This is a genomic window from Rhizobium mayense (assembly GCF_030272705.1).
In the GTDB taxonomy this organism is placed as follows: Bacteria; Pseudomonadota; Alphaproteobacteria; order Rhizobiales; family Rhizobiaceae; genus Rhizobium; species Rhizobium mayense.
Genome location: NZ_JARFYM010000033.1, coordinates 103,376 through 129,347, shown reverse-complemented (window position 1 = coordinate 129,347; position 25,972 = coordinate 103,376). Strand labels below are relative to the sequence as shown.

The 25,972-nt window shown below is 61.1% G+C and carries 26 protein-coding genes and 2 pseudogenes; 18 read left to right on the top strand and 10 right to left on the bottom strand.

Going from position 1 to position 25,972, the window contains the following annotated elements:
- Positions 1 to 57: 57 nt before the first annotated feature.
- Positions 58 to 585: a gluconokinase gene (locus tag PY649_RS28425; RefSeq protein ID WP_285872240.1), complete on the top strand. Its 528-nt coding sequence runs from the start codon at positions 58 to 60 to the stop codon at positions 583 to 585.
- 12 nt (positions 586 to 597) lie between these two features.
- On the opposite strand, the gene PY649_RS28420 is transcribed toward PY649_RS28425, so the two are convergent.
- The 3 genes and pseudogenes from PY649_RS28420 to PY649_RS28410 form a co-directional block, all read right to left on the bottom strand.
- Positions 598 to 1,845, bottom strand: coding sequence for an NAD(P)/FAD-dependent oxidoreductase (locus PY649_RS28420; protein ID WP_285872239.1), 1,248 nt, complete (start codon positions 1,843 to 1,845; stop codon positions 598 to 600).
- A 131-nt stretch (positions 1,846 to 1,976) separates the two neighbouring features.
- Positions 1,977 to 2,474: an isoprenylcysteine carboxyl methyltransferase family protein gene (locus PY649_RS28415; RefSeq protein ID WP_285872238.1), complete on the bottom strand. Its 498-nt coding sequence runs from the start codon at positions 2,472 to 2,474 to the stop codon at positions 1,977 to 1,979.
- Positions 2,474 to 3,532, bottom strand: a pseudogene (locus PY649_RS28410) (type III polyketide synthase); the annotation flags it as partial. The gene PY649_RS28415 and the pseudogene PY649_RS28410, both read right to left, overlap by 1 nt.
- 184 nt (positions 3,533 to 3,716) lie before the next feature.
- Between PY649_RS28410 and PY649_RS28405 the strand changes: the two are divergent.
- The 6 genes from PY649_RS28405 (at position 3,717) to PY649_RS28380 (ending at position 8,689) form a co-directional block, all read left to right on the top strand.
- Positions 3,717 to 4,259: a tetratricopeptide repeat protein gene (locus tag PY649_RS28405; protein WP_285872237.1), complete on the top strand. Its 543-nt coding sequence runs from the start codon at positions 3,717 to 3,719 to the stop codon at positions 4,257 to 4,259.
- 59 nt (positions 4,260 to 4,318) lie between these two features.
- Positions 4,319 to 4,963: an RNA polymerase sigma factor gene (locus tag PY649_RS28400; protein ID WP_285872236.1), complete on the top strand. Its 645-nt coding sequence runs from the start codon at positions 4,319 to 4,321 to the stop codon at positions 4,961 to 4,963.
- Between the two features lie 16 nt (positions 4,964 to 4,979).
- Positions 4,980 to 5,777: an anti-sigma factor family protein gene (locus PY649_RS28395; protein ID WP_432761422.1), complete on the top strand. Its 798-nt coding sequence runs from the start codon at positions 4,980 to 4,982 to the stop codon at positions 5,775 to 5,777.
- 162 nt (positions 5,778 to 5,939) lie between these two features.
- Entirely contained in the window at positions 5,940 to 7,526 is a 1,587-nt protein-coding gene (locus PY649_RS28390; RefSeq protein WP_285872234.1) for a Ppx/GppA phosphatase family protein, read from the top strand.
- On the top strand, positions 7,523 to 8,242 hold the full coding sequence (locus PY649_RS28385; RefSeq protein WP_285872233.1) for an RlmE family RNA methyltransferase: 720 nt from the start codon (positions 7,523 to 7,525) through the stop codon (positions 8,240 to 8,242). The genes PY649_RS28390 and PY649_RS28385 overlap by 4 nt, the downstream gene beginning before the upstream one ends.
- A gap of 63 nt (positions 8,243 to 8,305) precedes the next feature.
- Positions 8,306 to 8,689 carry a VOC family protein gene (locus PY649_RS28380; protein WP_285872231.1) on the top strand — a complete coding sequence of 128 codons (384 nt, stop codon included), beginning with the start codon at positions 8,306 to 8,308 and terminating at the stop codon, positions 8,687 to 8,689.
- A gap of 35 nt (positions 8,690 to 8,724) precedes the next feature.
- Here the strand turns inward: PY649_RS28380 and PY649_RS28375 are convergent, their stop codons facing one another.
- The gene (locus tag PY649_RS28375) at positions 8,725 to 10,161 is read right to left on the bottom strand and encodes an MFS transporter (RefSeq protein WP_285872230.1); all 1,437 of its coding nucleotides are present in this window, start codon (positions 10,159 to 10,161) and stop codon (positions 8,725 to 8,727) included.
- Positions 10,162 to 10,507: 346 nt separating this feature from the next.
- On the opposite strand from PY649_RS28375, the gene PY649_RS28370 reads away from it, so the two are divergent.
- A complete protein-coding gene (locus PY649_RS28370) occupies positions 10,508 to 11,383 on the top strand; it encodes an MBL fold metallo-hydrolase (RefSeq protein WP_285872229.1) in 876 nt (291 codons plus the stop codon).
- A 36-nt stretch (positions 11,384 to 11,419) separates the two neighbouring features.
- Here PY649_RS28370 and PY649_RS28365 read toward each other — a convergent pair whose 3' ends face one another.
- Both PY649_RS28365 and PY649_RS28360 read right to left on the bottom strand, forming a co-directional pair.
- The gene (locus PY649_RS28365; RefSeq protein WP_285872260.1) at positions 11,420 to 11,815 is read right to left on the bottom strand and encodes a VOC family protein; all 396 of its coding nucleotides are present in this window, start codon (positions 11,813 to 11,815) and stop codon (positions 11,420 to 11,422) included.
- Between the two features lie 66 nt (positions 11,816 to 11,881).
- Positions 11,882 to 12,307 carry a tautomerase family protein gene (locus tag PY649_RS28360; RefSeq protein WP_285872228.1) on the bottom strand — a complete coding sequence of 142 codons (426 nt, stop codon included), beginning with the start codon at positions 12,305 to 12,307 and terminating at the stop codon, positions 11,882 to 11,884.
- Between the two features lie 126 nt (positions 12,308 to 12,433).
- On the opposite strand from PY649_RS28360, the gene PY649_RS28355 reads away from it, so the two are divergent.
- The 6 genes from PY649_RS28355 (at position 12,434) to PY649_RS28330 (ending at position 17,732) form a co-directional block, all read left to right on the top strand.
- A complete protein-coding gene (locus PY649_RS28355; protein ID WP_285872227.1) occupies positions 12,434 to 13,024 on the top strand; it encodes a TetR/AcrR family transcriptional regulator in 591 nt (196 codons plus the stop codon).
- Between the two features lie 177 nt (positions 13,025 to 13,201).
- Positions 13,202 to 14,686 carry an IMP dehydrogenase gene (guaB, locus tag PY649_RS28350; protein ID WP_285872226.1) on the top strand — a complete coding sequence of 495 codons (1,485 nt, stop codon included), beginning with the start codon at positions 13,202 to 13,204 and terminating at the stop codon, positions 14,684 to 14,686.
- 3 nt (positions 14,687 to 14,689) lie between these two features.
- A complete protein-coding gene (locus tag PY649_RS28345) occupies positions 14,690 to 15,280 on the top strand; it encodes a hypothetical protein (RefSeq protein ID WP_285872225.1) in 591 nt (196 codons plus the stop codon).
- Between the two features lie 142 nt (positions 15,281 to 15,422).
- Positions 15,423 to 15,845: an MAPEG family protein gene (locus tag PY649_RS28340; RefSeq protein WP_285872224.1), complete on the top strand. Its 423-nt coding sequence runs from the start codon at positions 15,423 to 15,425 to the stop codon at positions 15,843 to 15,845.
- A 147-nt stretch (positions 15,846 to 15,992) separates the two neighbouring features.
- Entirely contained in the window at positions 15,993 to 16,874 is an 882-nt protein-coding gene (locus PY649_RS28335; RefSeq protein ID WP_285872223.1) for a dienelactone hydrolase family protein, read from the top strand.
- 192 nt (positions 16,875 to 17,066) lie between these two features.
- Positions 17,067 to 17,732 (top strand): TetR/AcrR family transcriptional regulator, encoded by a 666-nt coding sequence (locus tag PY649_RS28330; RefSeq protein ID WP_285872222.1) that lies wholly within the window; start codon positions 17,067 to 17,069, stop codon positions 17,730 to 17,732.
- A gap of 17 nt (positions 17,733 to 17,749) precedes the next feature.
- On the opposite strand, the gene PY649_RS28325 is transcribed toward PY649_RS28330, so the two are convergent.
- Positions 17,750 to 18,703 (bottom strand): LysR substrate-binding domain-containing protein, encoded by a 954-nt coding sequence (locus PY649_RS28325; protein ID WP_104822090.1) that lies wholly within the window; start codon positions 18,701 to 18,703, stop codon positions 17,750 to 17,752.
- A 198-nt stretch (positions 18,704 to 18,901) separates the two neighbouring features.
- Between PY649_RS28325 and PY649_RS28320 the strand changes: the two genes are divergently transcribed.
- The 4 genes from PY649_RS28320 to PY649_RS28305 all read left to right on the top strand — a co-directional run bounded on the left by PY649_RS28320 (position 18,902) and on the right by PY649_RS28305 (position 22,697).
- Positions 18,902 to 19,201, top strand: a complete 300-nt coding sequence (locus tag PY649_RS28320) for a DUF1127 domain-containing protein (protein WP_285872221.1) — start codon at positions 18,902 to 18,904, stop codon at positions 19,199 to 19,201.
- Positions 19,202 to 19,379: 178 nt separating this feature from the next.
- Positions 19,380 to 19,946, top strand: coding sequence for a dienelactone hydrolase family protein (locus PY649_RS28315; protein ID WP_285872220.1), 567 nt, complete (start codon positions 19,380 to 19,382; stop codon positions 19,944 to 19,946).
- A 131-nt stretch (positions 19,947 to 20,077) separates the two neighbouring features.
- Positions 20,078 to 21,685, top strand: coding sequence for an ABC-F family ATP-binding cassette domain-containing protein (locus tag PY649_RS28310; RefSeq protein ID WP_285872219.1), 1,608 nt, complete (start codon positions 20,078 to 20,080; stop codon positions 21,683 to 21,685).
- A 214-nt stretch (positions 21,686 to 21,899) separates the two neighbouring features.
- Positions 21,900 to 22,697, top strand: a complete 798-nt coding sequence (locus PY649_RS28305) for a DUF899 domain-containing protein (protein ID WP_285872218.1) — start codon at positions 21,900 to 21,902, stop codon at positions 22,695 to 22,697.
- 118 nt (positions 22,698 to 22,815) lie between these two features.
- Here the strand turns inward: PY649_RS28305 and PY649_RS28300 are convergent, their stop codons facing one another.
- The 3 genes and pseudogenes from PY649_RS28300 to PY649_RS28290 all read right to left on the bottom strand — a co-directional run.
- Positions 22,816 to 24,072, bottom strand: a complete 1,257-nt coding sequence (locus tag PY649_RS28300) for a multidrug effflux MFS transporter (protein ID WP_285872217.1) — start codon at positions 24,070 to 24,072, stop codon at positions 22,816 to 22,818.
- Between the two features lie 294 nt (positions 24,073 to 24,366).
- The gene (locus tag PY649_RS28295; RefSeq protein WP_432761421.1) at positions 24,367 to 25,611 is read right to left on the bottom strand and encodes an epoxide hydrolase family protein; all 1,245 of its coding nucleotides are present in this window, start codon (positions 25,609 to 25,611) and stop codon (positions 24,367 to 24,369) included.
- A 110-nt stretch (positions 25,612 to 25,721) separates the two neighbouring features.
- Positions 25,722 to 25,919 (bottom strand): annotated as a pseudogene (locus PY649_RS28290) (epoxide hydrolase); the annotation flags it as partial.
- Between the last annotated feature and the right edge of the window lie 53 nt (positions 25,920 to 25,972).

Here is a 25,972-nt window from a genome sequence, read left to right as displayed (position 1 = left end):
TCAGAGGTGGAATCCGCCTGAATGTCATTGTCGGCCATGATTCAAGGCAGAAACAACATGAGTGAAATATCCAAGACGCCCATCGCCATCATCATCATGGGCGTAAGCGGCAGCGGCAAATCCTCGATCGGCGAAGGTATCGCGGCCAAGCTTGGCATCCATTTTGTCGAAGGCGACGCGCTGCATCCCGCGGCCAATGTCGAGAAGATGAGCAAGGGCATCCCGCTGACGGATGAGGATCGGTGGCCTTGGCTCGACCGTATCGGCCAGCAGATCGCCGAGAGCCTGGCGAAAGGCGAAGCGATCGCCGTGTCCTGCTCGGCTTTGAAGCGCATTTATCGCGAGCGTCTGCGGGCTGCCGCCGGCGGACACCTCTATTTCGTCTATCTCGACGGCTCGAAGGAGCTGTTGACCAAGCGCATGGGCGAGCGCAAGGGCCATTTCATGCCGGCGTCACTTTTGGAAAGCCAGCTGCAGACGCTGGAAGTACCGACCGGCGAACCCAGCGTGGTAACCGTTGGCATCGATGACACGGTCGACGGCATTGTCGAGGCCGCGCTCAAGGGTCTCGACGAGATCCGTTGATGCCCTGAAATGTCAGGGCGCGAACCGATCCGGTGCGTAAGCCGAGATGTCGATCAACGGCTTTTCGCCGGTAATCAGCTCAGCGAGCACGCGCCCGGTCACGGGCCCGAGCGTCAGGCCGTGATGGGCGTGGCCGAAGGCGAACCATAGGCCGTTGTGGCGCGGCGCCTTGCCGATGATCGGCATCATGTCCGGCGTGCAAGGGCGGGCGCCCATCCATGGCTCCGGATCAAGTCGCTCGCCGAGCGGAAAGACGGTCCGGGCGACGGCTTCTGCGCGATCAAGCTGGATCGGTGTCTTCGGCGCGTCGCGTAGGGCAAATTCCGCGCCCGTCGTCAGCCTGATGCCGCGGTTCATTGGCGCCAGGAAATAGCCGCGTTCGGCATCCAGCGTCCAATTGTTGAGGATGGCATTGCCCTCGGCGGCGTAATGCATGTGATAGCCGCGTTTGACGCCCAGCGGAAAAGCATAGCCGAGACGCTTCGTCACGAGATCGGCCCAGGGGCCGAGGGCGACAACGGCATCTTCGGCCTCGATCGAGCCTTCCGACGTCACCATTTTCCAATTCGAGCCGGATCGGCCGAGCGAGGCTGCGTCACCCGTTACGAAACGCCCGCCAATGCTTTCGAAGTAGTTGCGGTAGGCAGTGATCAGCCCATGCGGATCGAGCACTGACCAGGGATCGCGCCAGCGCAGGCCGCCGGAGAACCTGCCGTTGATATGCGGCTCCATTGTTGCGATGTCGGTGCCGGTCAGCGCCTCATAGGTGACCCCGAACTCCCGGTTCAGACGCTCGGCCTCGGCAAATTCCGCATCGCGTTTCTCGTCCGTGCGGAAAATCTCCATCCAGCCGTTTTTGCGGATCAATTCCTCGGCGTGCGAAGCTTCTATCAGGTCGTTGTGCTCGCTGATGGAATGCTCGATTAGCGGCGCGTAGGCGCGCGAGATCATCTCATGTCGCTTGGTATTGGAATTCCACCAGTAGCGGGCAAGGAAGGCGATCTGCCCCGGCAGCGCGCGCAGATGATAATGTGCGTCGATGCGGTTGTTGAAGGCATAGCGGAGAAGAAGGCCGAACTGCTGCGGAAAACCGTAGGGTACGACGCCCTCGCGTTGGATCAGCCCGGCATTGCCAAACGAGGTCTCCTCACCGGGGGCTTTGCGGTCGACGAGGGTGACTTGGCGCCCGCGCCGCTGGAGGTGGATGGCCGTCGATACGCCGACAATGCCTGCGCCGAGCACGATTGCGTCTTTTGTCATGTTCCCTGCTATCCGCATGCTTCTTTTATCTGCGCATGACCTTATCCAAAAACGGGTTCCCGTTTATTGGGGGCATGCTTCAAGCAGCGAAAATGCCTGCCAAAATGCTGCGGCGCAAATGAAAAATGCAATCAGGCCATGGCCTGTCTCAAAGCCGTATTTTCGGCGCGAATACGCACGGTGAGAATGGCGGCGTTGAGCAGCGAAAAGAGCAAGGCGTAAAGCGGCAGACCGAAGGCGAGCGGCAAGGCGGCGATCTCGCCGACAACCACCGCATAGTTCGGATGGCTGAAGAAGCGGTAGGGTCCGCTCGTCACCAAGGCTGCGCCCGGCAGCACGATGATCCGCGTTGTCCAGCGCCCCTTCAGCGTCGCCAGCACCCAGACGCGTAAGCCTTGCAGCACGGCGAAGATGGCGAACCAGACAGGATTGATCGGTCGGCCCGTGGCGAGAAGCCACAGGCCGATGAGCCAGGTCGCGTGCATCGCCACTAGATAGGGGTAGTGCCCCGGAGCGATCTCCCGGGCGCCGCGCGCAAGAAGAGCGGCGGTATTGCGCCGCGCATGCACCAGTTCGACCAGCCGTTGCAGGGTGACGAAGGCCAGAAGCGCGATCGACGGCCAAAACATCAGACGGCGGCCCTCTTCAGCGTGACGCAACTGGCCGTAAAGCCGGGGCCCATGGCAATCAGGGCCGAACGCGGAGGCAGGCCATCGATAATCGCACGCTCCAGCACGAAGAGCACGGTCGGCGACGACATGTTGCCGTAGTCGCGGACCACCTCGCGTTCGATGTCCAGCGAGCCGGGTTCGAGCCCGAAGGCGGTCTCCAGCGCTACCAGCACCCTGGTGCCGCCGGGATGGCAGATGAAGCGGTCGACATCCGCTATCGTCAGGCCAGCGCGTTCGAGAATGCCGGCGACGGCGGGCTTGATATTCGCTTCGGCAAAGGGCGGCAGCGATTGGTTCAGGATGATGCCGAAGCCGGTGTCGTCGATCTTCCAGCCCATGATGTCAAGCGAGTCGGGAAAGAGATGCTCGCCTGTCGATTCGATCTCCGCGAGACCACCCTTGCCGGTGCGCAGGATGCAGGCGGCCGCGCCATCGCCAAACAGTGCCGTCGCGATGATGTTGGGCCGCGTGAGTTCGTCCAGCCGGAAGGCGAGCGAGCAGAGTTCGATGGCCACGAAGAGCACAACGGCGCCCGGACGGCTCTTGGCCATGCGCGAGGCGATGCCAAGGCCCGAAACGCCGGCCGCGCAGCCAAGGCCGAAGACCGGTACGCGCTCGATATCGGAGCGGAAGCCCATCTCGCGCGCAAGCCTTGCCTCCAAGCTCGGTGTTGTAACGCCGGTCGACGACACTGTGACGATGCAATCGACCTCTTCGGCTACGAGACCGGCACGTATCAGCGCATTCCTAGCGGTGTTCAGGAAAAGTTGGCTTGCAACCTCGGCATAGGCTTCCATGCGATCCTGCCAGCCATGCGACTGTTCGAACCAGGAGAGCGGGCGAGCGACGTAACGCTTGCGGATGCCGGCGTTTTCGAACACCCCGGCAAGATGCTTGAAATCGCGGAAACGATCGGAAAACAGCCGTCCGGCGGTCTCGGCAGCCTCCGATTGATAGATGACGTTGTCGGGCGTCGCGACGGCCAGACTGAGAAGCTTGACGGTATCGGTCACTTGTTTCTCCTTGCGACCCTCGGCGGGTACATAGGTGAAAACACGCCAGCATCAGGAGTTATTCAGTCACGAAAGAGTGACGGCAGGTGGCAAGGACAAACGCAAGGAAAATATCCGATGGCTCCGAATAAAATGAACGGATGGCGTGTTCTCCCATCGCAACGTTCATTTGCCAAGGAGCAATCCCATGACGACTACCGCTTTCCGCCTTGCCTCCGTCGCCCTCGGCGCCGGCCTCGTCCTCGGCGCTTTTGCCGTTCCCGTCTTCGCGGCCGGCGACAATTCGAGCACGACGCCGACCTGCAGGAAAGGCGAGATCTACGACAACAAGACGAAGAAATGCGTAAAGCAGCAGGGCGCCAATATCACCGACGAGAACCGCGCCGACTATGCTTATTCGCTCGCCAAGAAGGACCACCGCTATGAAGAAGCGTTGGAAGTTCTCGACACCATGCAAAATCCGAACACGGCGGAAGCGCTGAACTATCGCGGCTACGCCACACGCAAGCTCGGCCGCACGGATGAAGGTATTTCCTATTACCTGAAGTCCGTCGCAATGGACCCGAAGTATTCTTTGGTTCGCGAATATCTCGGCGAAGCCTATGTCATCAAGGGTCAGATCGACCTCGCCAAGGATCAGTTGAGCACGATCAAGACGCTCTGCGGCAACACTACCTGCGAGGAATACCAGGACCTGAACCAGGCCATCCAGCATCCGTCGAGCCTCTGATATCCGCGGCGGACCGGAGATGGTCGCTATAAGCAGTCAGCATTGAGAGGGATATCCGAGTGTCAGTCGCTCATTCCACAATTTCTGCTTATAGTCGGGTAAAATCGGAACCGCCGGCGAGACCGGCGATTCCCAAAAACGCGAACCTCGCGGAGGGTGCCATAGCCAGCGAAGAGGATATCAGGGCGGGTCTGTCGCAGCATCTGACGCGGCTCTGGCGCTATGCCGTGGTGCTGTCGCGCCAACGCGACGTCGCGGATGACCTGGTGCAGGCGACTTGCGTCAGAGCGCTGGAACGGGCTGATCAGTTCGCAGCCGGCACGCGGCTCGATCGATGGTTGTTTTCGATCCTGCACTCGATCTGGCTGAACGAGATCCGTTCGCGCCGGGTGCGCATGGGTCAAGGTTTTGTCGATGCCGACGAGACGTTGGTCTTCGACGGCGCGCGCCAGACGGAAACGCATATTCTGGCCGGCCAGGTACTTAAGCAGGTACAGGCGCTGCCGGAAGCGCAGCGCACCGCGATATTCCTCGCCTATGTCGAAGGGCTGTCCTATCGCGAAGTGGCCGAGGTTTTGGATGTGCCGATCGGAACGGTGATGAGCCGGTTGGCGGCGGCGCGTGCAAAGCTTGCCGACGGCACGGGATCGGTAGACGGCGCGCGGCGTTCTGGGGGTGGGCGACTGGGGAATGGAAATGAGTGAAGTGGAAAAGAACAATATGCCTTCGGACGAGCTGCTCACCGCCTATATCGACGGCGAGTTGGAGACGGCCGAGCGCGACAGCATAGAAAAGCTGATCGCTGGCGATGCCCGAGTGGCGGAGCGCTTCGATTTCCTGTCGCGCAGCGATCTGCCTTTCCGTGAGGCATTCGAACCCATGCTTGCCGCCGCCCCAAGCGCCAAGCTGGACGCCATGCTTGCCGCCATCCCTTCCACAAAGGAGCAGAATTCCGCAACGGAGCAGAACAGGGCCGTTTCCGGTATCAGCCGCCGCGGCTTCCTCTCGGCGATCGCTGCCTGCCTGGTCGTGGGCATCGCCATCGACCGCGCCGCGATCGGCATCAGCCATCGTCTTGCCAAGCCGGACGAGGGGAACGAGTGGCGCGCCGTGGTCGCCGAATATCTTTCGCTCTATACGCCGGACACGCTGAGCGCGCCGGCCGGCGATCATGCTGAGCAGGCCGCGCAATTGAGCGAAGTCGGCTCGAAACTGGGCCTCGCACTGACGCCCGAAACTGTCGCGATACCGGGCGTCGATTTCAAACGCGCCCAGGTCCTGAATTATGACAGCAAACCTTTGGCGCAGATCGCCTATCTCGATCCCGAAAGCGGACCGATGGCGCTTTGCATCATTCCCTCGAACCAGGGCGCTTCGGCGCCAGACATGGAAAACCGCCGCGGCTTGAACGTCGTCTACTGGTCGAATGCCACCCACGCCTTCATGCTGATCGGCCATTCGCCGATCGACCGGATGAAGACGCTGGCGGATAGTGTTCGGGAAAGCCTGGCGGTTTGAGATTGAGCCTTCTCTCCAACGGGAGGGGTTAACTCCCGCAAATCGTCCAATTCAAAAAGAATTTGGCGAAAACTCATCCTCCTGATATTCTCCACCCAACGAAAATCAAACGAGCGCCTGCAGCATGCCTCTCGGCCTTGCGCGGCGCGGTGGAAAAGATACGTGAGTGACCCCGACAGCGGCAAAATGCCGCAGGCAGACGGGGCGTCGGTAGCAGAGCGCAGGAAGGGTAAATCCTCCCGGCGCGCTAAGCGTAAGCGTGGCGGTCACGCCCGCCCGAACGCTTATTCTGCGGAGGCCAACCAGACCGGTACGTCCAGTCCGGTGGCGATACGCCCAATAGATAACGACGCCGGTTCTCCGGCCAAGAAGCGCAAGCGCCGCCGCCGTTCTCACGGCGGAGCGCATGATGGCGCGCAGCATGCTTCCCCAGCACAACAGCAACAGGCTTCCGCCGCGCAGGAGCAGCGCGCCGCAGCTGAGCACGGCCATGCGCCGTCGCACAAGAATGGCAAGAACAGACGCAAGCACCGCAGTAAGCGCGGTCTGCAGGGCCGCCCGCTGGTGCATGAAAAGACGCCACAGATCGTCGCCCCCGCCGCTAATGTCGAGGCAGAACGTGCTCCCGCTCACAATGATCATCATCCTGATCGGTATTCGCCGCAACGCCGCGACGGCCAAGCGCCGCATCATCACGCCGATGGCGATTCTCGTCCGGTCGATCTCTACGCGGCGCTCGATCTCGGCACCAACAACTGCCGCCTGCTGATCGCGCAGCCGACACGTCCCGGCCAGTTCCGCGTCGTTGACGCGTTTTCCCGCATCGTCCGTCTTGGCGAGGGGCTTGGCGCCAGCGGCCGGCTCTCAAGCGATGCCATGGACCGCGCTGTCGAGGCCCTGCGCATCTGCGCCGGCAAGCTGAAGACCCGCGAGATCCGCCGTATGCGGCTGATCGCAACCGAAGCCTGCCGTGCGGCGGAAAATGGCGAGACCTTCCTCGCCCGTGTCACGGAAGAGACCGGCCTGCGGCTCGAAATCATTGATCGCGAGACGGAGGCGCGGCTTGCCGTCTCGGGATGCTCGTCGCTGGTCGGTCCCGAGGCGCGCTCGGTTGTGCTCTTCGATATCGGCGGCGGCTCTTCGGAAATCGCTGTCATCCGCATTGGCGAAAACCGCTCCAGTCGGCTTGCCAATCACATCACGCATTGGACCTCGCTGCCGGTTGGCGTCGTGACGCTCTCAGAACGCCATGGCGGCCGCGACGTGACGCCGGAACTGTTCGAGACCATGGTGCGCGAGGTCGCAGGCATGCTCGAACGCTTCGATTGCCCTCCGGTACAGGGGGCTGCCCGCGACAGCAGCGATTTCCATCTGATCGGCACGTCCGGCACCGTGACGACACTTGCCGGCGTCCATCTCGATCTGCCGCGTTACGACCGGCGCCGCGTCGATGGCGTCTGGCTGTCCGACGACGAAGTGACGGCAATGCAGGCGAAGCTGCTTTCCTGGGACTTTGCCGGTCGCGCGTCCAACCCCTGCATCGGGCCGGACCGCGCCGATCTCGTATTGGCGGGCTGTGCCATTCTCGAGGCGATCCGCCGCCGCTGGCCTAGCCCGCGCATGCGCGTTGCCGATCGCGGCCTGCGCGAAGGACTGCTTACCGACATGATGGCGGATGACGGTGTGTGGCGGCGCGGCCGCTCGCGCCGCGGCCATCGACCAAAGGACACAAAGGGGCCGCAGGCATGACCAAGCCAACGATCGCCGGCAACCGCACCGGCCGCAAGCTCGGCCAGCGGGTGAAGAAAAAGAAACTGAAGGCCTCCTCGCGGCAATGGCTGGAGCGGCATATCAACGATCCCTATGTGCAGCGCGCTCAGCTTGAGGGCTACCGTGCGCGTGCCGCCTTCAAGCTGCTGGAGATTGACGAGAAGCACCATATCCTCAAGGGCGCCCGCCGCATCATCGATCTTGGCGCCGCGCCGGGAAGCTGGTCGCAGATCGCCGCTAAGGTCACCGGGTCGACGGAAGAGGACATCCGTGTTGCGGCCATCGACTTCCTGGAAATGGCGCCGCTTCCGGGCGTCACGATCCTGCAGCTCGACTTTCTCGATCCGGACGCACCGCGGCGGCTGATCGATGCCGTCGGCGGCACGCCCGATCTGGTGATTTCGGATATGGCCGCACCGACGACCGGCCATCAGCGCACCGATCACCTGCGAACCATGCATCTCTGCGAGGTCGCCGCGCATTTTGCTGTCGAGGTCCTTGGCGAAGGCGGACATTTCCTCGCTAAGACCTTCCAGGGCGGTACGGAACGCGACCTGCTGACGCTGCTGAAGCAGAATTTCCGGCAGGTCATCCATGTGAAGCCAGGCGCATCCAGGGCTGAATCCGTGGAGATGTTCCTGCTGGCGAAGGGATTCAAGGGGCGCAAGACGGAAGAGGAAGCAACGAGCGCTTGATTTAGCCGTCGCTTTTGTCAGATGATACAGTTTCGTCGGCATCGCAGGCAGCGCATTCTTACCATGCTTCTTTACGTCACTCTCGGCTCAAACGATATCCCGCGTGCACGCACCTTCTATGATGCGGTTTTGCCGGTCCTCGGCTACCGGCGTCAACGCGAATCGGATGAGGAAATCGGCTATGCCGCCGACGGCGACACACGATGCCGGTTCTGGGTGGTGGTTCCGTATGATCAGCGCAGGGCCACAATCGGCAATGGCTCGATGGTGGCTCTACATGCTGAGCGCCGCGCCGACGTCGATGCCTTTTACGCCGCAGCCCTTGCCCATGGCGGCACGGATGAGGGCAGGCCCGGTCTGCGCTCTTTTCATGCGAATTTCTATGCCGCTTACGTACGCGATCCCGACGGCAATAAGCTCAGCGCCGTCTGCGAACGGCCGGAATAGGACGTAGCTTCGCCCCGGTGGGGAGAAGGTGAAGATTATTCCACCACCGGCTGCTGAGGCTGCGCCACCGGCTGTGTCGCGGCCACACGCTTCATGCCGGCTTTGTGTCCGGAGACGGTGGCGCCGGCGCTGCGGTCCATCCGGATGAAGGGAATGGTGGCAATCACCGTCAGGATCGAGATGCTGAAGAAGGCGATGTGGAAATCGCGAACCTGCAGCTCGGTGCCGCTGAAGAAGGTCGAGGTTTCCAGGATCATGGCGGCGACGGCAACGCCGAGCGCGAGGCTGATCTGCTGCATGACCGAGCTCATCGACGTGGCCTGACTTGCCTGCCTGTCGCTGATATCGGCAAAGGCGAGCGCATTGATGCCGGTGAAGAAGAACGAACGCGAGAAGCCGCCGACCAACAGCACGCCGACGATGATGAGATGCGATGTCCAGGGTTGGAACAGGCCTGTGCAGATCGTGGTCACCGTCGTGATCCCTGCCGCTGACAACAGCGCGGTCTTGAAGCCGACGGCGGTGAAGACCCGGCGCGCGATGAACTTGGTGCTGATGGCGCCGATGGCGCCCGCAAAGGTGATCAGGCCCGATTGGAACGGATTGAGGCCGAAGCCGAGCTGCAGCATTAGCGGCGTCAGGAACGGCATCGCGCCGATACAGATGCGAAACAGCGTGCCGCCGGTGACGGAAGCGCGAAAGGTCGGATTTTTCAGCAGCGCGAGATCAAGGATCGGCGCCGGATGGCGCCGGGCATGGCCGATATAGAGGAAGCCGCAGATGAAGCCGATGACGACGGTCGAAATGCCGATGAATGGCGGCAGCGCCGGTAGGCTTATGACCGACATGCCGAACACGACGCCAGCCGCTGCGACGGATGTCAGCACGAAGCCGATGAAATCGAGCTTCGGCGGCATGGTCGCCTCGACCTCCGGCAGGAAGATCGACGACAGGATGACGCCGAGAACACCGACGGGGACGTTGATCAGGAAGATCCAGTGCCAGGAGGCGTAAGTGGTGATGAAGCCGCCGAGCGGCGGCCCGGCGAGTGGGCCGACGAGGGCGGGTATGGAAAGCAGCGCCATCGCCGAGACCAAGTCGCTTTTCTGTGTCGTGCGCACCAGCACGAGGCGCCCTACCGGCGTCATCATCGAACCGCCGAGACCCTGCAGGAAGCGGGCGGCGACGAATTCAAGGAGGCCACCGGAGAAAGCGCACATGATCGAGCCGATGACGAATACGCAGATGGCAAGCCGAAAGATGTTCTTCGCCCCGAAGCGATCCGCCATCCAGCCGCTGATTGGAATGAAAACCGCAAGCGACACCATGTAGGATGTCAGCGCGAGTTTCAGCGTGATCGGACCAACATGGAGATCGGTCGCGATGGCCGGCAGCGCGGTCGCAATCACGGTGGAATCCATCTGCTCCATGAAAAGAGCAACGGCAAGGATCAGGGGAACGATGCGGTTCATAGGCAGATGCCTTGGTGGGTCGTGTCTTCGGGGAAGGGGTCCGCCTGAGACGGGCATCCGCTCTGTAGTCCTATGTGCGGCCGCTGCCAATCCCCGATTCTGCCCTGTGGCTTCCTGGAGATCACGTCTTCGTGATGCCGCTTGCCACCCAGTATAGGATACCAAGTTTGACATATGCTAAACGCATAGAAATGCTAAACGCATAAAACGTCGTTTGGTCTATTAGCGGATCTGGATGGATATGTCATGGCGAATTTTTCGGCCGTGAAGGTCCTATTCCGGCGTACCACTGCCGGCGACGACGACAGGCGCAGCTTACGCTGCCAGCATTGGAGAGAATGAGATAATGACCGCCGTTGTTCCGCCGCCCGATACCCATCAGTTCAAGCTGGGGTCCTGCACCATCACCGTCGTCAAGGATGGTGCGAATATTCTGGAGAACCCTTGGGAAATCTTCGGATCGAACCAGGCGCCGGAAACGGTGCAGAAGCTCTTGGCGCAGAACTTCCTGCCGACCGAAAAACTCGTCAACAGTTATGCGCCCGCGATCATCGACACCGGCGCCGACGTGATCGTGGTCGACACCGGCTTCGGTGCCGCCGGCCGCGCGCGCGGTTTGGGCCGTTTTCGCGAAGGTCTCAAAGCTGTCGGCTACACGCCGGAGCAGGTGACCGTCGTCGCTCTGACCCATCTGCATGGTGACCATATCAGCGGATTGATGGAGGATGGCGCTCCGGCCTTCCCGAATGCGCGCTATGCCACAGGCGAGATCGAATATGCATTCTGGACCGACAAGGCCCGTGAAGGCACACCGGCGGAAGGCGGTCACAAAGCGGTGCTCGCCAATGTCGTGCCTTTCGCAGAGAAGATGACATTCCTCAAGGAAGGCGACGAGATCGTCAGCGGCATGACTGCCATGCTCGCTCCCGGCCATACGCCGGGTCACCTCGTCTTCCACCTCGAATCGGATGGCAAGCAGCTGGTCATGACCGGCGATACGGCCAACCACTATATCCTGTCGCTCGGGCGCCCGGATTGGGAAGTGCGCTTCGACGCCGACAAAGCACAGGCCATCAAGACGCGTCGCCGTGTCTTCGACCTGATCGCCACCGATCGTATCCCCTTCCTCGGCTTCCACATGCCGTTCCCGGCCGTGGGTTTCGTGGAAAAGCAGCCGGAAGGCTTCCGCTATGTGCCGAAGACCTACCAGTTCGATTTGTGAGGCCGGCCTGTACCACCTCGTTAAGCGAGATCGAACTCAATTGATGCAATTGAGCATCCATTGCACGCCGAACTGATCCGTGAGCTTCCCGTAGAGGTTGCTCCAGGGTTGTTTGCCGAGCGGTGTTGATATCGCGCCGCCCGCCGCCAGGCGGGCGAACAGCTGCTTCGTCTGCTCTGGGTCATCGAACTCAAGCAAATGTGCTGACCCACGCATCGGCTCCGCGTCGTCATTGTCCGAAGCGTAGAAGAGCACGCCAGGGCCTTGGAACTTCGCATGCATGACTTGGCCTTGGACAAATCCGGGCGGTGTAGGGATTCTATCCACGCCGTAGCGCTTGATTTCGACAATTTTTCCGAGGCCGCAGATCTCGTAAAAGGCAAGCGCCTGCTCGCAGCACGTCGTGAAGAACAGATAATTGGAAAGTCGCATGGCTAGACTCGCAATGGTCACAGGCTACGAATGAGTGGAAACTGACCATATCGCTCGGCAAGCTTTCTAGAGCGCAGCCGCTTGTTGGATTGCGCTAACAAGCTGGCTATTGTCGTAGACCTGGCCGCCGATACCCCAGGAGCCTTCCGCGGCATAAACGATGTTGGTCCAGATATGAGCGCGGGATACCCGACCATTCGAAGCGCGTTCGACTATGCCTGCCGCCGCCTCGATAAAAGCTTGTTTGGCCTCGTCGGTGGCGAGCGCGATCTCCGGCAGTTTCAGCTCTATGAAGGCAGCTGCGGCCGGCTTTCCGCCTGAGAATACGCGTCCTTGCGGCAGAACGTTGATGGTGCCGACGACGTTCGGGGTCATGAACGCGTTGCCCGAGAGTTGCGAAACTTTCAAGAGAGCATCGGTCAATTCGGCGAAGGTTTGGGCCTCGGCTTCGCTCGACAGCAAACCTTCCGGTACGGTGAGTGTGATAGGCATGGCGGGGTTCCTCTCGTTTGAAAATTCGGTTGGTAGTGCTACATAAATACTGATCGCTCTCTATTGATACACACCGATCGCTCTCTATGCAAACATAAAGAGTAATCGCTCTTAAAGAAAGTTGCTATGCGCTACAGCACAGAACACAAGCTCGAAACGCGCACGCGCGTCCTCAACGCGGCGGGTGAGATTTTCCGTCAGGAAGGCTATGGCGGTTCCGGCATCGATGCCTTGACCAAGGCCGCAGGCGTCACGAACGGCGCGTTCTACGGGCATTTCAAATCAAAGGGCGAAGCGTTCCGCGCGGCGGTTCAGGCAGGCCTGGATGAACTGCGGCTCGGCATATCGGATCTGAGGGCTAAAAAGGGCAAGGGCTGGTTCGCGGCGTTCGTAAGCTACTATCTCGGGCCGAAGCGCACCTGCGCACTCGGCCAGAGCTGCGCCTTGCCAAGTCTGTCCCCCGACGTCATGCGTGCCGATGCCGATACGAAGGCTGCCTACGAAGTCGAACTGCAAAGCGTGATAGAAGAAGCGGCCTCCGGCCTGGCCGGCAATTCGGCCGAGGAGCGCGAAGAAAATGCCATTGCGCTCCTGGCGCTTTTGTCCGGCGGCGTAACCATGGCGCGCGCTGTTTCCGACCCGGCGCTGTCGATGCGCATAGTGGAGGCGATCGAGCGGAAGGCCGGGTCCATTGCTTCCTCGACGGAAGAGCGCTGAGATTGGCCGGTCATTCCTGGGGCGATGGCAAGAACTCCTGCCATCGTTTTCCCTATTCACTTCCTGTCATAGACGTGTTACCAGCCCTCGCCAACTTCCAAGCAACACTTGCAAGATCGCCCGGTAGACGATTCGTTCCGGAGCCCTCCTGCTTTTCACCGATGAAGGAATTTGGCCATGGCACGCATTATTGAAACGTCAACCGGGTTGGATGCACTCACATTCGACGACGTGCTCCTGCAGCCGGGGCACTCCGAGGTCATGCCCGGCCAGACGAACATCGCCACCCGCATTGCCCAGGACATCGAACTCAACCTGCCGATCCTGTCGGCAGCCATGGACACGGTGACGGAAAGCCGTCTCGCCATCGCCATGGCCCAGGCCGGTGGCATGGGCGTCATCCACCGCAACCTGACACCGGTGCAGCAGGCCGAGGAGGTACGCCAGGTCAAGAAGTTCGAGAGCGGCATGGTGGTCAATCCGGTCACGATCGGCCCTGACGCGACCCTTGCCGAAGCGCTCGCCCTGATGAGAGCGCATGGCATTTCCGGCATCCCGGTTGTCGAGAAGTCGCATCGCCTCCTCGGCATCCTCACCAACCGCGACGTTCGCTTTGCCTCCGATCCGGAGCAGAAGATCCACGAATTGATGACCCACGAAAATCTGGTCACGGTCACGGACGGCGTGCAGCAGCAGGAAGCCAAGCGCCTGCTGCACAAGCATCGCATTGAGAAGCTGCTGGTCGTCGATGGCGAAGCCCGCCTCATCGGTCTGATCACCGTCAAGGATATCGAAAAGTCGCAGCTCAACCCGAACGCCTCCAAGGATGCGCAGGGCCGCCTTCGCGCCGCCGCCGCCATCAGCGTCGGTGACGATGGATTCGAGCGTGCCGAGCGCCTGATCGATGCCGGGGTCGACCTTCTGGTCGTCGATACCGCCCATGGCCATTCGCAGCGTGTCCTCGATGCCGTTACCCGGGTCAAGAAGCTCTCCAACTCCGTTCGCATCATGGCCGGCAATGTCGCCACCTATGACGGCACACGGGCGCTGATCGATGCCGGCGCCGATGCGGTCAAGGTTGGTATCGGCCCTGGTTCGATCTGCACGACCCGCATCGTCGCCGGCGTCGGCGTGCCGCAGCTCGCGGCCATCATGTCGGCGGTCGAGGCCGCGCAGCAACAGAACATCCCCGTCATCGCCGACGGCGGCATCAAGTTCTCCGGCGATCTCGCCAAGGCGATTGCCGCCGGCGCATCGGCCGCCATGGTCGGCTCGCTCCTCGCCGGCACGGACGAAAGCCCGGGCGAGGTCTATCTCTACCAGGGTCGTTCCTTCAAGGCGTATCGCGGCATGGGTTCTGTCGGCGCCATGGCGCGCGGCTCGGCAGATCGTTACTTCCAGGCCGAAGTGCGCGACACGCTGAAGCTGGTGCCGGAAGGCATCGAAGGCCAGGTGCCCTACAAGGGGTCGGTCTCAGGCGTGCTGCACCAGCTCGCCGGCGGCCTCAAGGCAGCCATGGGCTATGTCGGCGGCGCCGATCTCAAAGAATTCCAGGAGCGCGCCACGTTCGTGCGCATCTCCGGCGCGGGCTTGCGCGAAAGCCACGCCCATGATGTCACGATCACCCGCGAAAGCCCGAACTATCCGGGCGCCGGCGCCTGATCGATGGCAGGCAACGCTCAGGGCAACGTCAGGTCGCTTCAAGGCCTGACGGCGATGCTCGCGGCCTTGTCCCTGGCGCTTTTTGCCTGGATCTATGCCGGCTTCGTCACGGCTTTCCGCGACGCTGCGGCAGGACAGGAGATGCTGGACGCGCGCATCGGCGGCTACGAGCAGGAAGACGTCGTCGCCATGCTGCGCTATCTCAAGGATCATCCCGACCCGGCGGCGATCCTACATTCCATGTATCTCGGGCCGGGCCTGGTCTTTCCGCTGGCGTTGGGCGGCCTGTTGTTCTGCCTGCTGTTGCTGGTCAGGCCGGGCGGCACTTTTTTCGGCCGACCGATCTCCGCTGCCGTGATAGCGCTTATTTTCCTGCTGCCGATCTTCTACGGCGTGATGGACTATGCCGAAACCATTGCCGGGCTGCTCCTCTATCCACCGGCGGCGCCGTCGGATAGCACTGTGACGCTGCTCGCGGGGCTGCTGCCGGTCATCGTGCGACTAAAGTTCCTGTCGCTGGTTGTCACCATCATTCTGCTGGCCCGGTTCGCGATTCTTCGCTACCTGTCTCCGGACGGTTCCAAGCCGTCCTGAACGATCCCTTCCGCCGTTCAGCAATCCCTAGAGCGGTTGAGCGTTTCACGGAATCGCTTTCCCGCTCTATCTCTTTGTTTTTACGCAATTCCAGGAAAACCGCTTCGCACTTTTCCTGGAATTGCTCTAAGGAGTTGGCGGCGTGACCGGCTATGAAATGTTCTGGCCCATGATGGCCCATGCAGTGCTTGTCTATATTCTCTACGCGCTGTTATGCTTGCGCCGCCGCAGCGCGGTGAAGGCCGGCTTGGTCAAGCAATCGCAGTTTCGCGAGAATTATGTCGCCGATGAGCCGGCGGAAAGCCTGGTGGTGCGCAACAGCCTCGCCAATCAGTTCGAACTCCCGCTTCTTTTTCATGCTTGCTCGATCGCGTTGTTCGTCGCCCAAGCGGATAATCTGCCTGCCGTGATCCTGGCCTGGATATTCGTTGTGTCCCGCTACGCCCATGCCTTCGTGCACGTCACCAGCAACGACCTGCGCTACCGCAGCCCGCTATTCGCCATCGGCTATATTGCCCTTGCCGGCATGTGGGTCTGGCTTGCTGTCTGGATGGCATTTTCCTGATCGCACTTGCGTTTCTGCGGGAAACAACCTGCGGTAACGTATTTGTGTTCTTCCTTTACCGCCCCACTACGGTCCGTTGACCTATCTTGTCATCGGGTGGCTTTGCTTGGGATGCAGGCTGCTGGGGAAGAAGAGGAGGAAACCAGAATGGACGTGGATAAGCCCATCGTGACGCAGGCGATGATCAATGCCTACGACGAATATACGCATCTGACGCTCGATCGGCGCAGCTTCATGGAAAAGCTGACGAAACTCGCGGGCTCGGCGGGGGCCGCCGCCGCGATTGCGCCTTTGCTTGCGGCCAACAAGGCGAGCGCCGAGATCGTTGCCGCCAATGATAGTCGTCTCGAGACGAAGGACGTTACCTATCCCGGCAGCGGCGGTGAGATGAAAGGCTATCTCGCTCAGCCCAAGGGAGCCGGCGGCAAGCTTGGCGGCGTGATCATCATTCATGAAAATCGTGGCCTCAACCCGCATATCCGCGATGTCGCACGCCGTATCGCGCTGGAAGGTTTCATCGCCTTGGCACCGGATTTCTTGTCGCCGCTCGGCGGCACGCCGGAGGATGAGGACCAGGCACGCGATAAGTTCAACAAGCTCGATGCGGCGCTGACAGTTGCCAATGCCGAAGCGAGCCTGGCCTTTCTCTCCAAGCTCGACGGCTCCAACGGCAAGGTCGGCGCAGTCGGCTTCTGCTGGGGAGGCGGCGTCATCAACCGCTTCGCCACAAAGTCGCCGGAGCTGAAGGCCGGCGTCGCCTATTACGGCATGCAGCCCGCCGCTGCCGATGTACCCAACATCAAAGCCGCCCTGATGCTGCATTATGCTGGCCTCGACGACCGCACCAATGCCGGCATCGACGCTTATCGAAAAGAGCTGCAGGCCGGCGGCAAGACCTTCGAAATTTTCGTCTATGATGGTGCCAACCACGCCTTCAACAATGACACTTCGGCCGCCCGCTACGACAAGAAGGCCGCCGATCTCGCCTGGGGCCGGACCGTCGGTTTCCTGAAAAAGTACCTGGCCTAGCGGCTGACGGCGAATGATTGGACGCGACAACGGCGGAAAACTATCCTTCCGCCGTTGTCGCTTATAGCGACCATATATCAATCCGTAACACTTAAAATTGAACTTTTCCCATTTACGCGCATTGAACATGCGTGTGGCATAAACCGGCACACGCCCCGGCGTCGTTCCGAGTGATAATGAAATGGGAAAAGGATGAGCCCGGACACACCCGACCGCATCAAATTCCGCAAGCAGCCCAAACAAGAGCGCAGCATCCACCGCGTCGATGTCATCCTCTCGGCCGCCGCACAGTTGATCGCTGAAAAGGGCGTCAGCGCGATGACAATGACGGAGCTTGCCATTGCAGCCGGCGTGCCTATAGGGTCCGTTTACCAATATTTCCCTGAGAAGGCCGCGATCGTCACGGCGTTGTTCGATCGCCACGCCGTCGTCGTCCAGCAAAAGACGAGGGAAGTCTTCGCCGTCGTGAAGTCCCTCGACCACGCCATCGATCTCGTCTGCGGCATGATCGACTGGTACTATCGCGAGTTCCGCGGCGATCCGACCTATATGGGCGTGTGGCTGGGGACTGAGATGGATCAGGATCTCCTGAGGCTGAACATCGAGCACAGCAACCGCGTCGCCGAAATCTTCCTGGAGGGCATCGAGGCTTATACCCCGGCCGGCAGTCAAATCGACCTGCAAGCCCGCAGCCAGCTCTTCAGCCACCTCATCGGCGCCTCCGTCCGCCTCGCGATCATGAGCGAAAAGAGCCTCGCCGTCCGCATGCTCAACGAATGGAAACAGGTGATACGCGCGACGCTGTTTGCCGAACCAGGCGCGGGTCAGGTAATAGGCAGTAGGCAATCTATTCTCTAGCGCCTACCGCCTCAGCTTCACCAGCCCGGCAGGATATGTCCGGCGCGCAGGCGCGGATAGTAGCGGGTAAAGGTCTTCACATCGCCCTCGAGATCGTCGTCGACCGCCGCCGGTGTGATGTTGTCCAGGCAAGCGGAGATATGGGCGGTGATGGCGTTCATCAGCGATACCGAAAGGCCTGGCCGCTTCATGATGCCGATCTGCACCGGCGGCAGCGGCGGGAAGCCGTCCGCCTGGCTTAGTACTTTCATGCCGGTACGAAGCGCCGATTCCGGCATGACCGATACCGCCATGCCGGCAAGCACCGCAGCGGCAACCACCGTGCAGGACCAGCTGGTGAACAGGATCTGATAGTCGCGGCCGCCGGCATCGAGCGCCGAACATGCAAGCTGCCGCCACTGACAGTCGCGTCGCCCGACGGCGAGCGGGATCGGCGCATCGTCGCGCAGCGGGTGATTCGCCGAGCCGACCCAACAAAGGGGCTCCGTGCGCACGACATCAGACATTCTCTCGCGCGGATTATGGGTGACCAGCGCGATATCGAGCTCACCGCGATGCATGCGTTCGGCCAGATCGACCGAGGGCTCGCAAACGATGTAGAGCTCGACATTCGGATGCGTCTTGGCGAAGCGGCCGATGATCTCGGGCATATAGCGGTCGGCATAATCGTCCGGCGTGCCGATGCGCAGCGTGCCCTCGAGCCGGTTGTCGTCGAAGGCGGCAATCGCCTCGTTGTTCAGGCGGATGATGCGGCGCGCATAGTTGAGCAGCTTCTCGCCCTCAGCCGTCAGCCGGTTGCCGCGGCCGTCCTTGATGAAAAGCTGCTTGCCGACGCGTTCTTCCAGCCGGCGCATCTGCATGGAGACCGCCGATTGCGTCTTGAATACCCGATCGGCCGCTTTGGTGAAGCTGCCTGAATCCACGATGGCGATGAAGGTCTGCAACTGATCGATATCGAGCGGCGCGGCCATGATCTCACCTATAAAGGAGTTTGATAATTATCATTAGAAACATTCGTTGGACTGATCAATAGGGCTTTGGCATCTTCCTACTGCAAATCAGCATACCAACTAACAGACCTCCTACCGAATTCCTCCCAACCACGCTCCTTCTCCGGTTCTCCGGGAAGGGGCTTGGCCAGCGTGTGCCTGAACGAAAGGACCATTGAAATGCGCACGACAGATCGGACACTGCATCTCGGCCACGCAAGGCCGTCGCTGCCTTTGACGGCACGCCTGACGCTTGCTTTCGATAAGATGGCATCCGTCTGGCGCGTAATCCGCAACCGCCGCGAGATCAATTATCTGAGTGAGCTGAACGACTACCAACTGATGGACATCGGTTTGACGCGCCTTGACGTCGAATCGGCGCTCAACACCTCGACCTTCTTCGAGGATCCGTCCAGCCATCTAACCAACTCCGCGCGTCGTCGCACGCGCTTCCTCGGCCTCAACAACTTCCGTCGTTGAAGCCAATTAAACGTTTCCCCGCAGGGTGATAGCCAATAAGCCCTGCCTCTTACCCGGTGTTCGGCTCAGTACCGACACCGGGTTTTTTCTTTTGGGAGAGCGGAAAGACGACCGGGGAAATTGCCATGTCTTTCGAATGCCTTATGTTACGAGCGAGCTAAATCTGGAGGCTGTGATAATGGCGACAGTGGTCCTCTTCCATTCCGTCTACGGGCTGCGCCCCCTTGAACTGGACGCCGTCGAGCGCCTGCAGGCGGCCGGGCACAAGGCGTCCGCGCCCGATCTATATGACGGCTGGGTCGCCAGCTCGATCGACGAAGGTTTCGAATTGAAGGATGAGACCGGCTGGCCGACCATTTGCGAACGGGCGGAATGGGCGATGGCGGGCCTGCCGCCATCAACGGTTCTGGGCGGATTTTCCATGGGCGCGGCGGTTGCGGCGAGTCTTTGGCCGAAGCGGCCCCAGACCGCCGGCGTGCTCTTCCTTCACAGCATCGCCCAAATCTCGGAAAATGCGCGCAAGGGCTTGCCGGTGCAGGTCCATCTTGCCGATCCGGATCCTTTCGAGCCTGCGGAAGATGTTGCCCGCTGGCGCTCTTTAGCCGAACGATCACAGATCGCGGCCGATCTCTTCACCTATCCGGGCGCTGGCCATCTCTATACCGATCCCAGCCTGCCCGATTACGATGCCAAGGCGGCCGATCTCACATGGAGCCGCGTCATCGGCTTTCTCGATAGACTCTAAGCCAGCCTTGAACCGAAGGCGGTCGTCACCTAGATTACCCGCCATCAGTCATTCCAACAGGATGTGTGCCACCATGGATTCCAACCCGATCACAACGCCAATTTGCTTTGTCACCGGGGAATACCATATCCATGCCTGCATCCATCATCCTGTCCAATCTCTCGTGGTCCACGCCTGACGGCCGATCGCTTTTCTCGAATCTTGATCTGAGTTTTGGCGCCGAGCGCACCGGCTTCGTCGGCCGCAACGGTGTTGGCAAGACCACGCTTCTCAAACTCATTGCCGGTGAGCTGCAGCCTCAGTCCGGGGTAGTATCTTTCGGAGGCAGTCTCGGCATTCTGCGCCAGGGCGTTCGAGTAGAGCCCGACGAGACTGTCGCCGATCTGTTCCAGGCGAGCGAAGCGCTGGCCATTCTCCGCCGCGCCGAAGCGGGTGAGGCAACAGCCGAAGAGCTCGCTTCAGCGGACTGGACGCTGGAAACGCGCATCGCGTCCGCTCTCGATCGTGCAGGGCTCGATGCCGCACCTGACACGCTTCTCGCCGCCCTATCGGGCGGGCAGCGCACGCGCGCCGGCTTCGCGGCGCTGACCTTCACCGAACCTGATTTCCTCGTACTGGACGAACCGACGAACAATCTGGATCGCGAGGGCCGCGAAGCCGTGATCGAGCTGCTTGCGAGTTGGCGGGCCGGTGCGATTGTCGTCAGCCACGACCGGGAATTACTCGACACGGTGGATGCCATCGTCGAACTGACCTCGCTCGGCGCCACGCGCTATGGCGGCAACTGGAGCCAGTATCGTGAGCGCAAGGCTCTCGAGCTTGCGGCTGCCGAACACGATCTTGCCGATGCCGAGAAGCGTGTGGCCGAGGTTGCGCGCAGCGCACAGGCAACGGTGGAACGGCAAGCGCGACGGGATGGTGAGGGCAAGAGGAAAGCCGCCAAGGGCGGCGCACCGCGGATCATGCTGGGCGGGCTGAAGGAGCGGAGTGAGATGACGGGCGGCGAGAATGCTCGCCTTGCCGAACGCCGGCGCGCGCAGGCGCTTGAAGACGCCGCTGCTGCCCGCGAGCGCATCGAAATCCTCCAGCCCCTGTCGGTCAAGCTTCCGTCGACCGGACTGCCGGCGAACAAGGTCGTTCTGAAGATCGACGGCGCGACGGCAGGCTATCAGCCCGGCCAGCCGATCATCAGCGATCTCTCTTTTGAGATCGTAGGGCCAGAGCGCATTGCCATCGCCGGGCCGAACGGTTCGGGCAAGACGACGTTGCTGGCGCTGATCTCCGGAGCGCTGCAACCGTGGGCCGGGACCATCCGCATCATGACTGCGGTCTCGATGCTCGACCAACAGGTAAGTCTTCTTGATCCATCGCTCTCGATCCGCGACAATTTTCGGCGGATGAACCCGCAAACGGATGAAAATGCCTGCCGCGCAGCGCTTGCCCGGTTCATGTTCAGGGCCGACGCGGCGCTTCAAATCGTGTCCACGCTAAGCGGCGGGCAGTTGCTGCGCGCTGGTCTCGCTTGCGTCCTGGGTGGATCGACACCACCGCCGCTGCTGATCCTGGACGAGCCGACAAATCATCTCGACATCGATTCGATTGCCGCGGTCGAGGCGGGCTTGCGCGCATATGACGGCGCGCTCTTGGTCGTTAGTCACGACGAGGTGTTTCTGGAGGGCATCAGGATATCCCGCCGGATGGAATTGTCTCCGCGGCAGGCTATCGGAGCCACGGAATAAGGAAGACAAGCTGTTTGTAGCAACCGATTTCCGGCTTCGGCTTTCGGCTGCAACCACCGCCTCCCAGCGGAATGCCGCCACACTTGTTACTCCCACCTGTTCGATTCCCGATGCCAGACTATTTCGTGACCAATAGCGAGCAATGAGCAGCCATTGGAACCGCGCTTCGGCGACGAGACGCGAAAATTCGTCCAAAATAGGAGGTTTCAAAGTCATGACTATATCAGCTCAGAACGGACGGAAGGAAGGACAGCCTACCATGCACACACCACCGGTCGTGTCGCCGCAGGCGTGGGAGGCGGCCCGCAAGGGTTTACTCGTGAAGGAAAAGGCTCAGTCCCGCGCCCGTGACGCCTTGGCCGCCGAGCGCCGGCGGATGCCGTGGATGGCCGTCGAGAAGGCCTACGCGTTCGAAGGCCCCGCCGGCAAGGTAAGTCTGCTCGACCTCTTCGAAAGCCGGCGTCAGCTCATCGTCTACCGCGCCTTCTTCGAGCCTGGAGTATTCGGCTGGCCCGACCATGCCTGCCGGGGATGCTCCATGGTGGCCGACCAAGTCGCTCACGTCTCTCACCTGAATGCCCGTGACACAACGCTCGTTTTCGTCTCCCGTGCGCCGCAGGCGGACATTGCCCGACTGAAGGCTAAGATGGGTTGGGAAGGGATACCGTGGTTCACTATCACGGATAGCTTCGACGCCGATTTCGGCGTGGACGAGTGGCACGGCACGAACGTGTTCTACCGCGACGGTGATCGTGTGTTCCGCACCTACTTCATCAACAACCGCGGCGACGAGCAGATGGGGGGTACCTGGAACTACCTCGACATCACGCCGCTGGGCCGGCAGGAGGTCTGGGAGGAATCGCCCGAGGGCTATCCTCAGACCGCGACCTACAAGTGGTGGAATTGGCACGACAGTTACGTCGCAGACGCCGCGCCCGATAAGAAGTGGGTAGAGGTGTCGGACGCCGGGGAGGCGGCGTTCCGAAACCAGGACGCGGGCACGAGGCCCTGAGCCAGGCCAGATCCAACGGATTCGTTGGCCGGAGACGGCCGGCCTGAGTTGCCCGGTTCCCATATCTGGGAATTGCGCAACAACCCAGATGTCCGAGTCGATGGAAAGGGGCCGCCCCCTAGGACACCGGCTCGGAAGTACGCCGATCCAGTAAAGCCGCGTAAAACGCCGCAAACAACGCAAGCGAAGCCGATACGAGCATCATCCCGAACAACGCATAAGCTGTACTGGAGCGGGCAAGAAACAGGCCGGCGATAGCGCCTATGAGCGCTCCCCCAGCGAGTCTCATTGCTGCAGACAGCCCCGCGGCGGTGCCAGCGAGAATGGGGCGCACGGACAGCACGCCGGTATTGGCGGCAGGCATGGTCAACCCGTTGCCTATGCCGATGAACATGCAAGGTCCAAAGAACGCAAGAACGTGAGCGGCGCCCGACATAGAGAGCGCCAGGCCGGCCAACAGCCCCGCGCATGTGAAAAGGCGCGCGATGATCAGTATGGTGCCTAGTGTATTTCGCGAGGCAAAGCGACCGGCCAGATAGCTGCCCAGGATGAAGCCGGCGGGAACCATTCCCATGTAGAAACCCAGTGTCGCACTTGATCCGCCGAGCGATCGGCCAAATACCAAAGGTGCGCCTCCCAGGAAGATATAAAGCGTTCCCATGGAGCAGGCCATGCACAGTGTATAGGCCCAGAATCGCACCGAACTCAGGAGTTGCGCATAGGAGGTGAGGTAGTTCCTATCCGATCTTGATGCGGCGGTAGAGGTTTCCCTTAGTTCGCGCATGGACAAGGCGAGGGCAGCCGCACCGAGAATAGCCAAGACAACGAACATCGCCCGCCATCCGAACAGCTCGTCCAGCAAGCCGCCAAACAGAGGGCCGACCATGGGGGCAATCGCCCATCCCATGGAGACGTAGCCAATTCTGCTTGCCGCTCCGCGTTCGCCCGATGTTTCCTTGACGACGACGAGAGCCACGGAAAAGCAGGCACCGATCGACGCCTGCATCGCTCGAAAAGCGAGGAAAACGCCGATATTGGGAGCAAATGCGCAGCCAACCGACGCGAGGATGAAAATGGAGACAGCGATCAATGCGACCGGCCTGCGCCCATAGCGGTCCGATAGTGTACCAGCGACGATCTCTATCAGGGCTGTAACGATCGTATAGCCGGCAACCGAAAGGTTGACGAGCGCGTAATCGGCGTGGAACGCAGCGGCGATCTTCGGCAGCGACGGCAGGATCATGTTCACCGGCAGCACGGAGAGCGCCGACAGCAAGATAAGGGTTGTCAGTCGGGGCGGAGCACTCGTCGGGGCAGCAACCGCTTTTTCGGTCATTTGCGTGCACGACGTCTGAATGGGATTATCGCTCGTCATGGTCTCGTCCGTTTTGTCAGTGGGATTTGGTGGAAGTCCGACGAGGCGCGGCCCGAAATCCGGGCATAAAAAAAGGCCCCGTCAGGAGCCTGCTTACCGCGCATGGGTGCTTTCGCCGGATAGTTATACCACCCTGCCCATGCGCCCTATCACCACTACGAGAATCGTTGCGATATTCATGCAGCTATAGCTAGACAGGATTTTGCACGCCGTCAATGCGGCGCGATCCCAACTGCACAAGCAGGAACCGTTCGACCTGACGATGCGTCTTTATGGCTTTCTCCTTGTTTGAGCCTACCGTAGCGATCTGAACGCAGCGCGCAGCTCCGCGCTGAAAAGTTCAGGCTGTTCCCACGCCGCGAAGTGGCCGCCTTTGTCGGCTTCATGGAAGTAGATCAGGTTGTGATAGGCGCGGCGGGCCCAGGTCTCCGGAGCCCGATAATATTCGTCGGGAAACACCGTGATGGCGACCGGCAGCTTGATTTCGTCGGTTTTCTGGGCGGCGGAAAATATGACGGCTCGTCCGCCATTCTCCCAGTAGAGCCGCGCTGCCGAGGTCGCGCTATTCGTCAGCCAGTACAGCGAAATGTCGTCGAGCACGTCGTCCTTGCTGAGCAATCGCTCAGGCTCGCCGTCGTTATAGTCATAGATGAAGGCTGCAAGTCCTGCCGGGGAGTCCGTCAGGGCGTAGCCGATCGTCTGCGGGCGCGTGCCCATGATCGCGGCGTAGGCTCTTTTCTTTTTGAACAGATCGTCGAGCGCGTCGAACGCTGCGCGCTCCTTATTGGAAAGGCCCGCTGGCGGCGGCCCACCGCTGGTGAGCAGAGCGGCCACGTCAGGCGGGACTGCCGCCGGCAGATTGATGTGGATGCCGAGCAATCCCTCCGGCGCCTGCAGCGCCATCGCTTCGCTGACGGGCGATCCCCAATCGCCGCCCTGGGCGACATAGCGCGTATAGCCAAGACGCTTCATCAGTTCCGCCCAGGCGCGGGCAATGTGGTCCGGCCCCCAGCCGGTTCCCTTTGGTTTGCCGGAGAACCCAAAGCCGGGCATCGACGGGATGACGACATCGAACGCGTCGTCGGGACTGCCGCCGTGCGCGGTTGGATCGGTGAGCGGCTCGACAACCTTCATCTGCTCGATGATCGAGCCCGGCCATCCATGCGTGATGATGACCGGCAGCGCATTCGGATGCTTCGAACGAGCATGGATGAAATGGATGTCGACGCCGTCGATCGTAGTCACGAACTGCGGCAATGCGTTGAGCTTCGCTTCGACCCTGCGCCAGTCGTAGTCACTGCCCCAGTATTTGACGATCGCCTGCATATTGGCCAACTGACCGCCCTGCGACCGATCCGGCACGGTTTCCTTTTCGGGCCAACGGGTTTCACGAATTCGGCGCCGCAGGTCGGCTATTGCTTTTTCCGGTACATGGATCCGGAACGGCCTGATCGATTTGTCCTCGGTTGCCTGCACAGTCGCCGTCGCGGACATCTGCGCGCCGCCGGGCGCTGCCGTTTCCGCGTGTGCGGCGGCCATGGCCGATAGAGAGAGCGACAGTATCAGGGCATATTTGCTGATCATGGCAATTCTCCTTGTGGCGCACGAGGAGCGGACCATGCCGGAATGATGCGTCCGCTCCCGAGGATTCAACGCAGCGGTATGAATAAGGCCCTTAGCTCTTGGACAAAGAGTTCCGTCTGTTCCCAGGCGGCAGAGTGCCCGCCTTGGTCGAGCCGGTTGTATTGGATGCGCTTTGGAAACACTTTCTCTGCCCAGCTCCGTGGAGCTGCATAAATCTCGTCTGGAAAGACGCTCACAGCAACAGGAATAGCGACGTGCTTCGGGTGGCGGATGGGCCGCGCACATTCTGCAGTGCCGGTATTCCGTTAGCGGCACT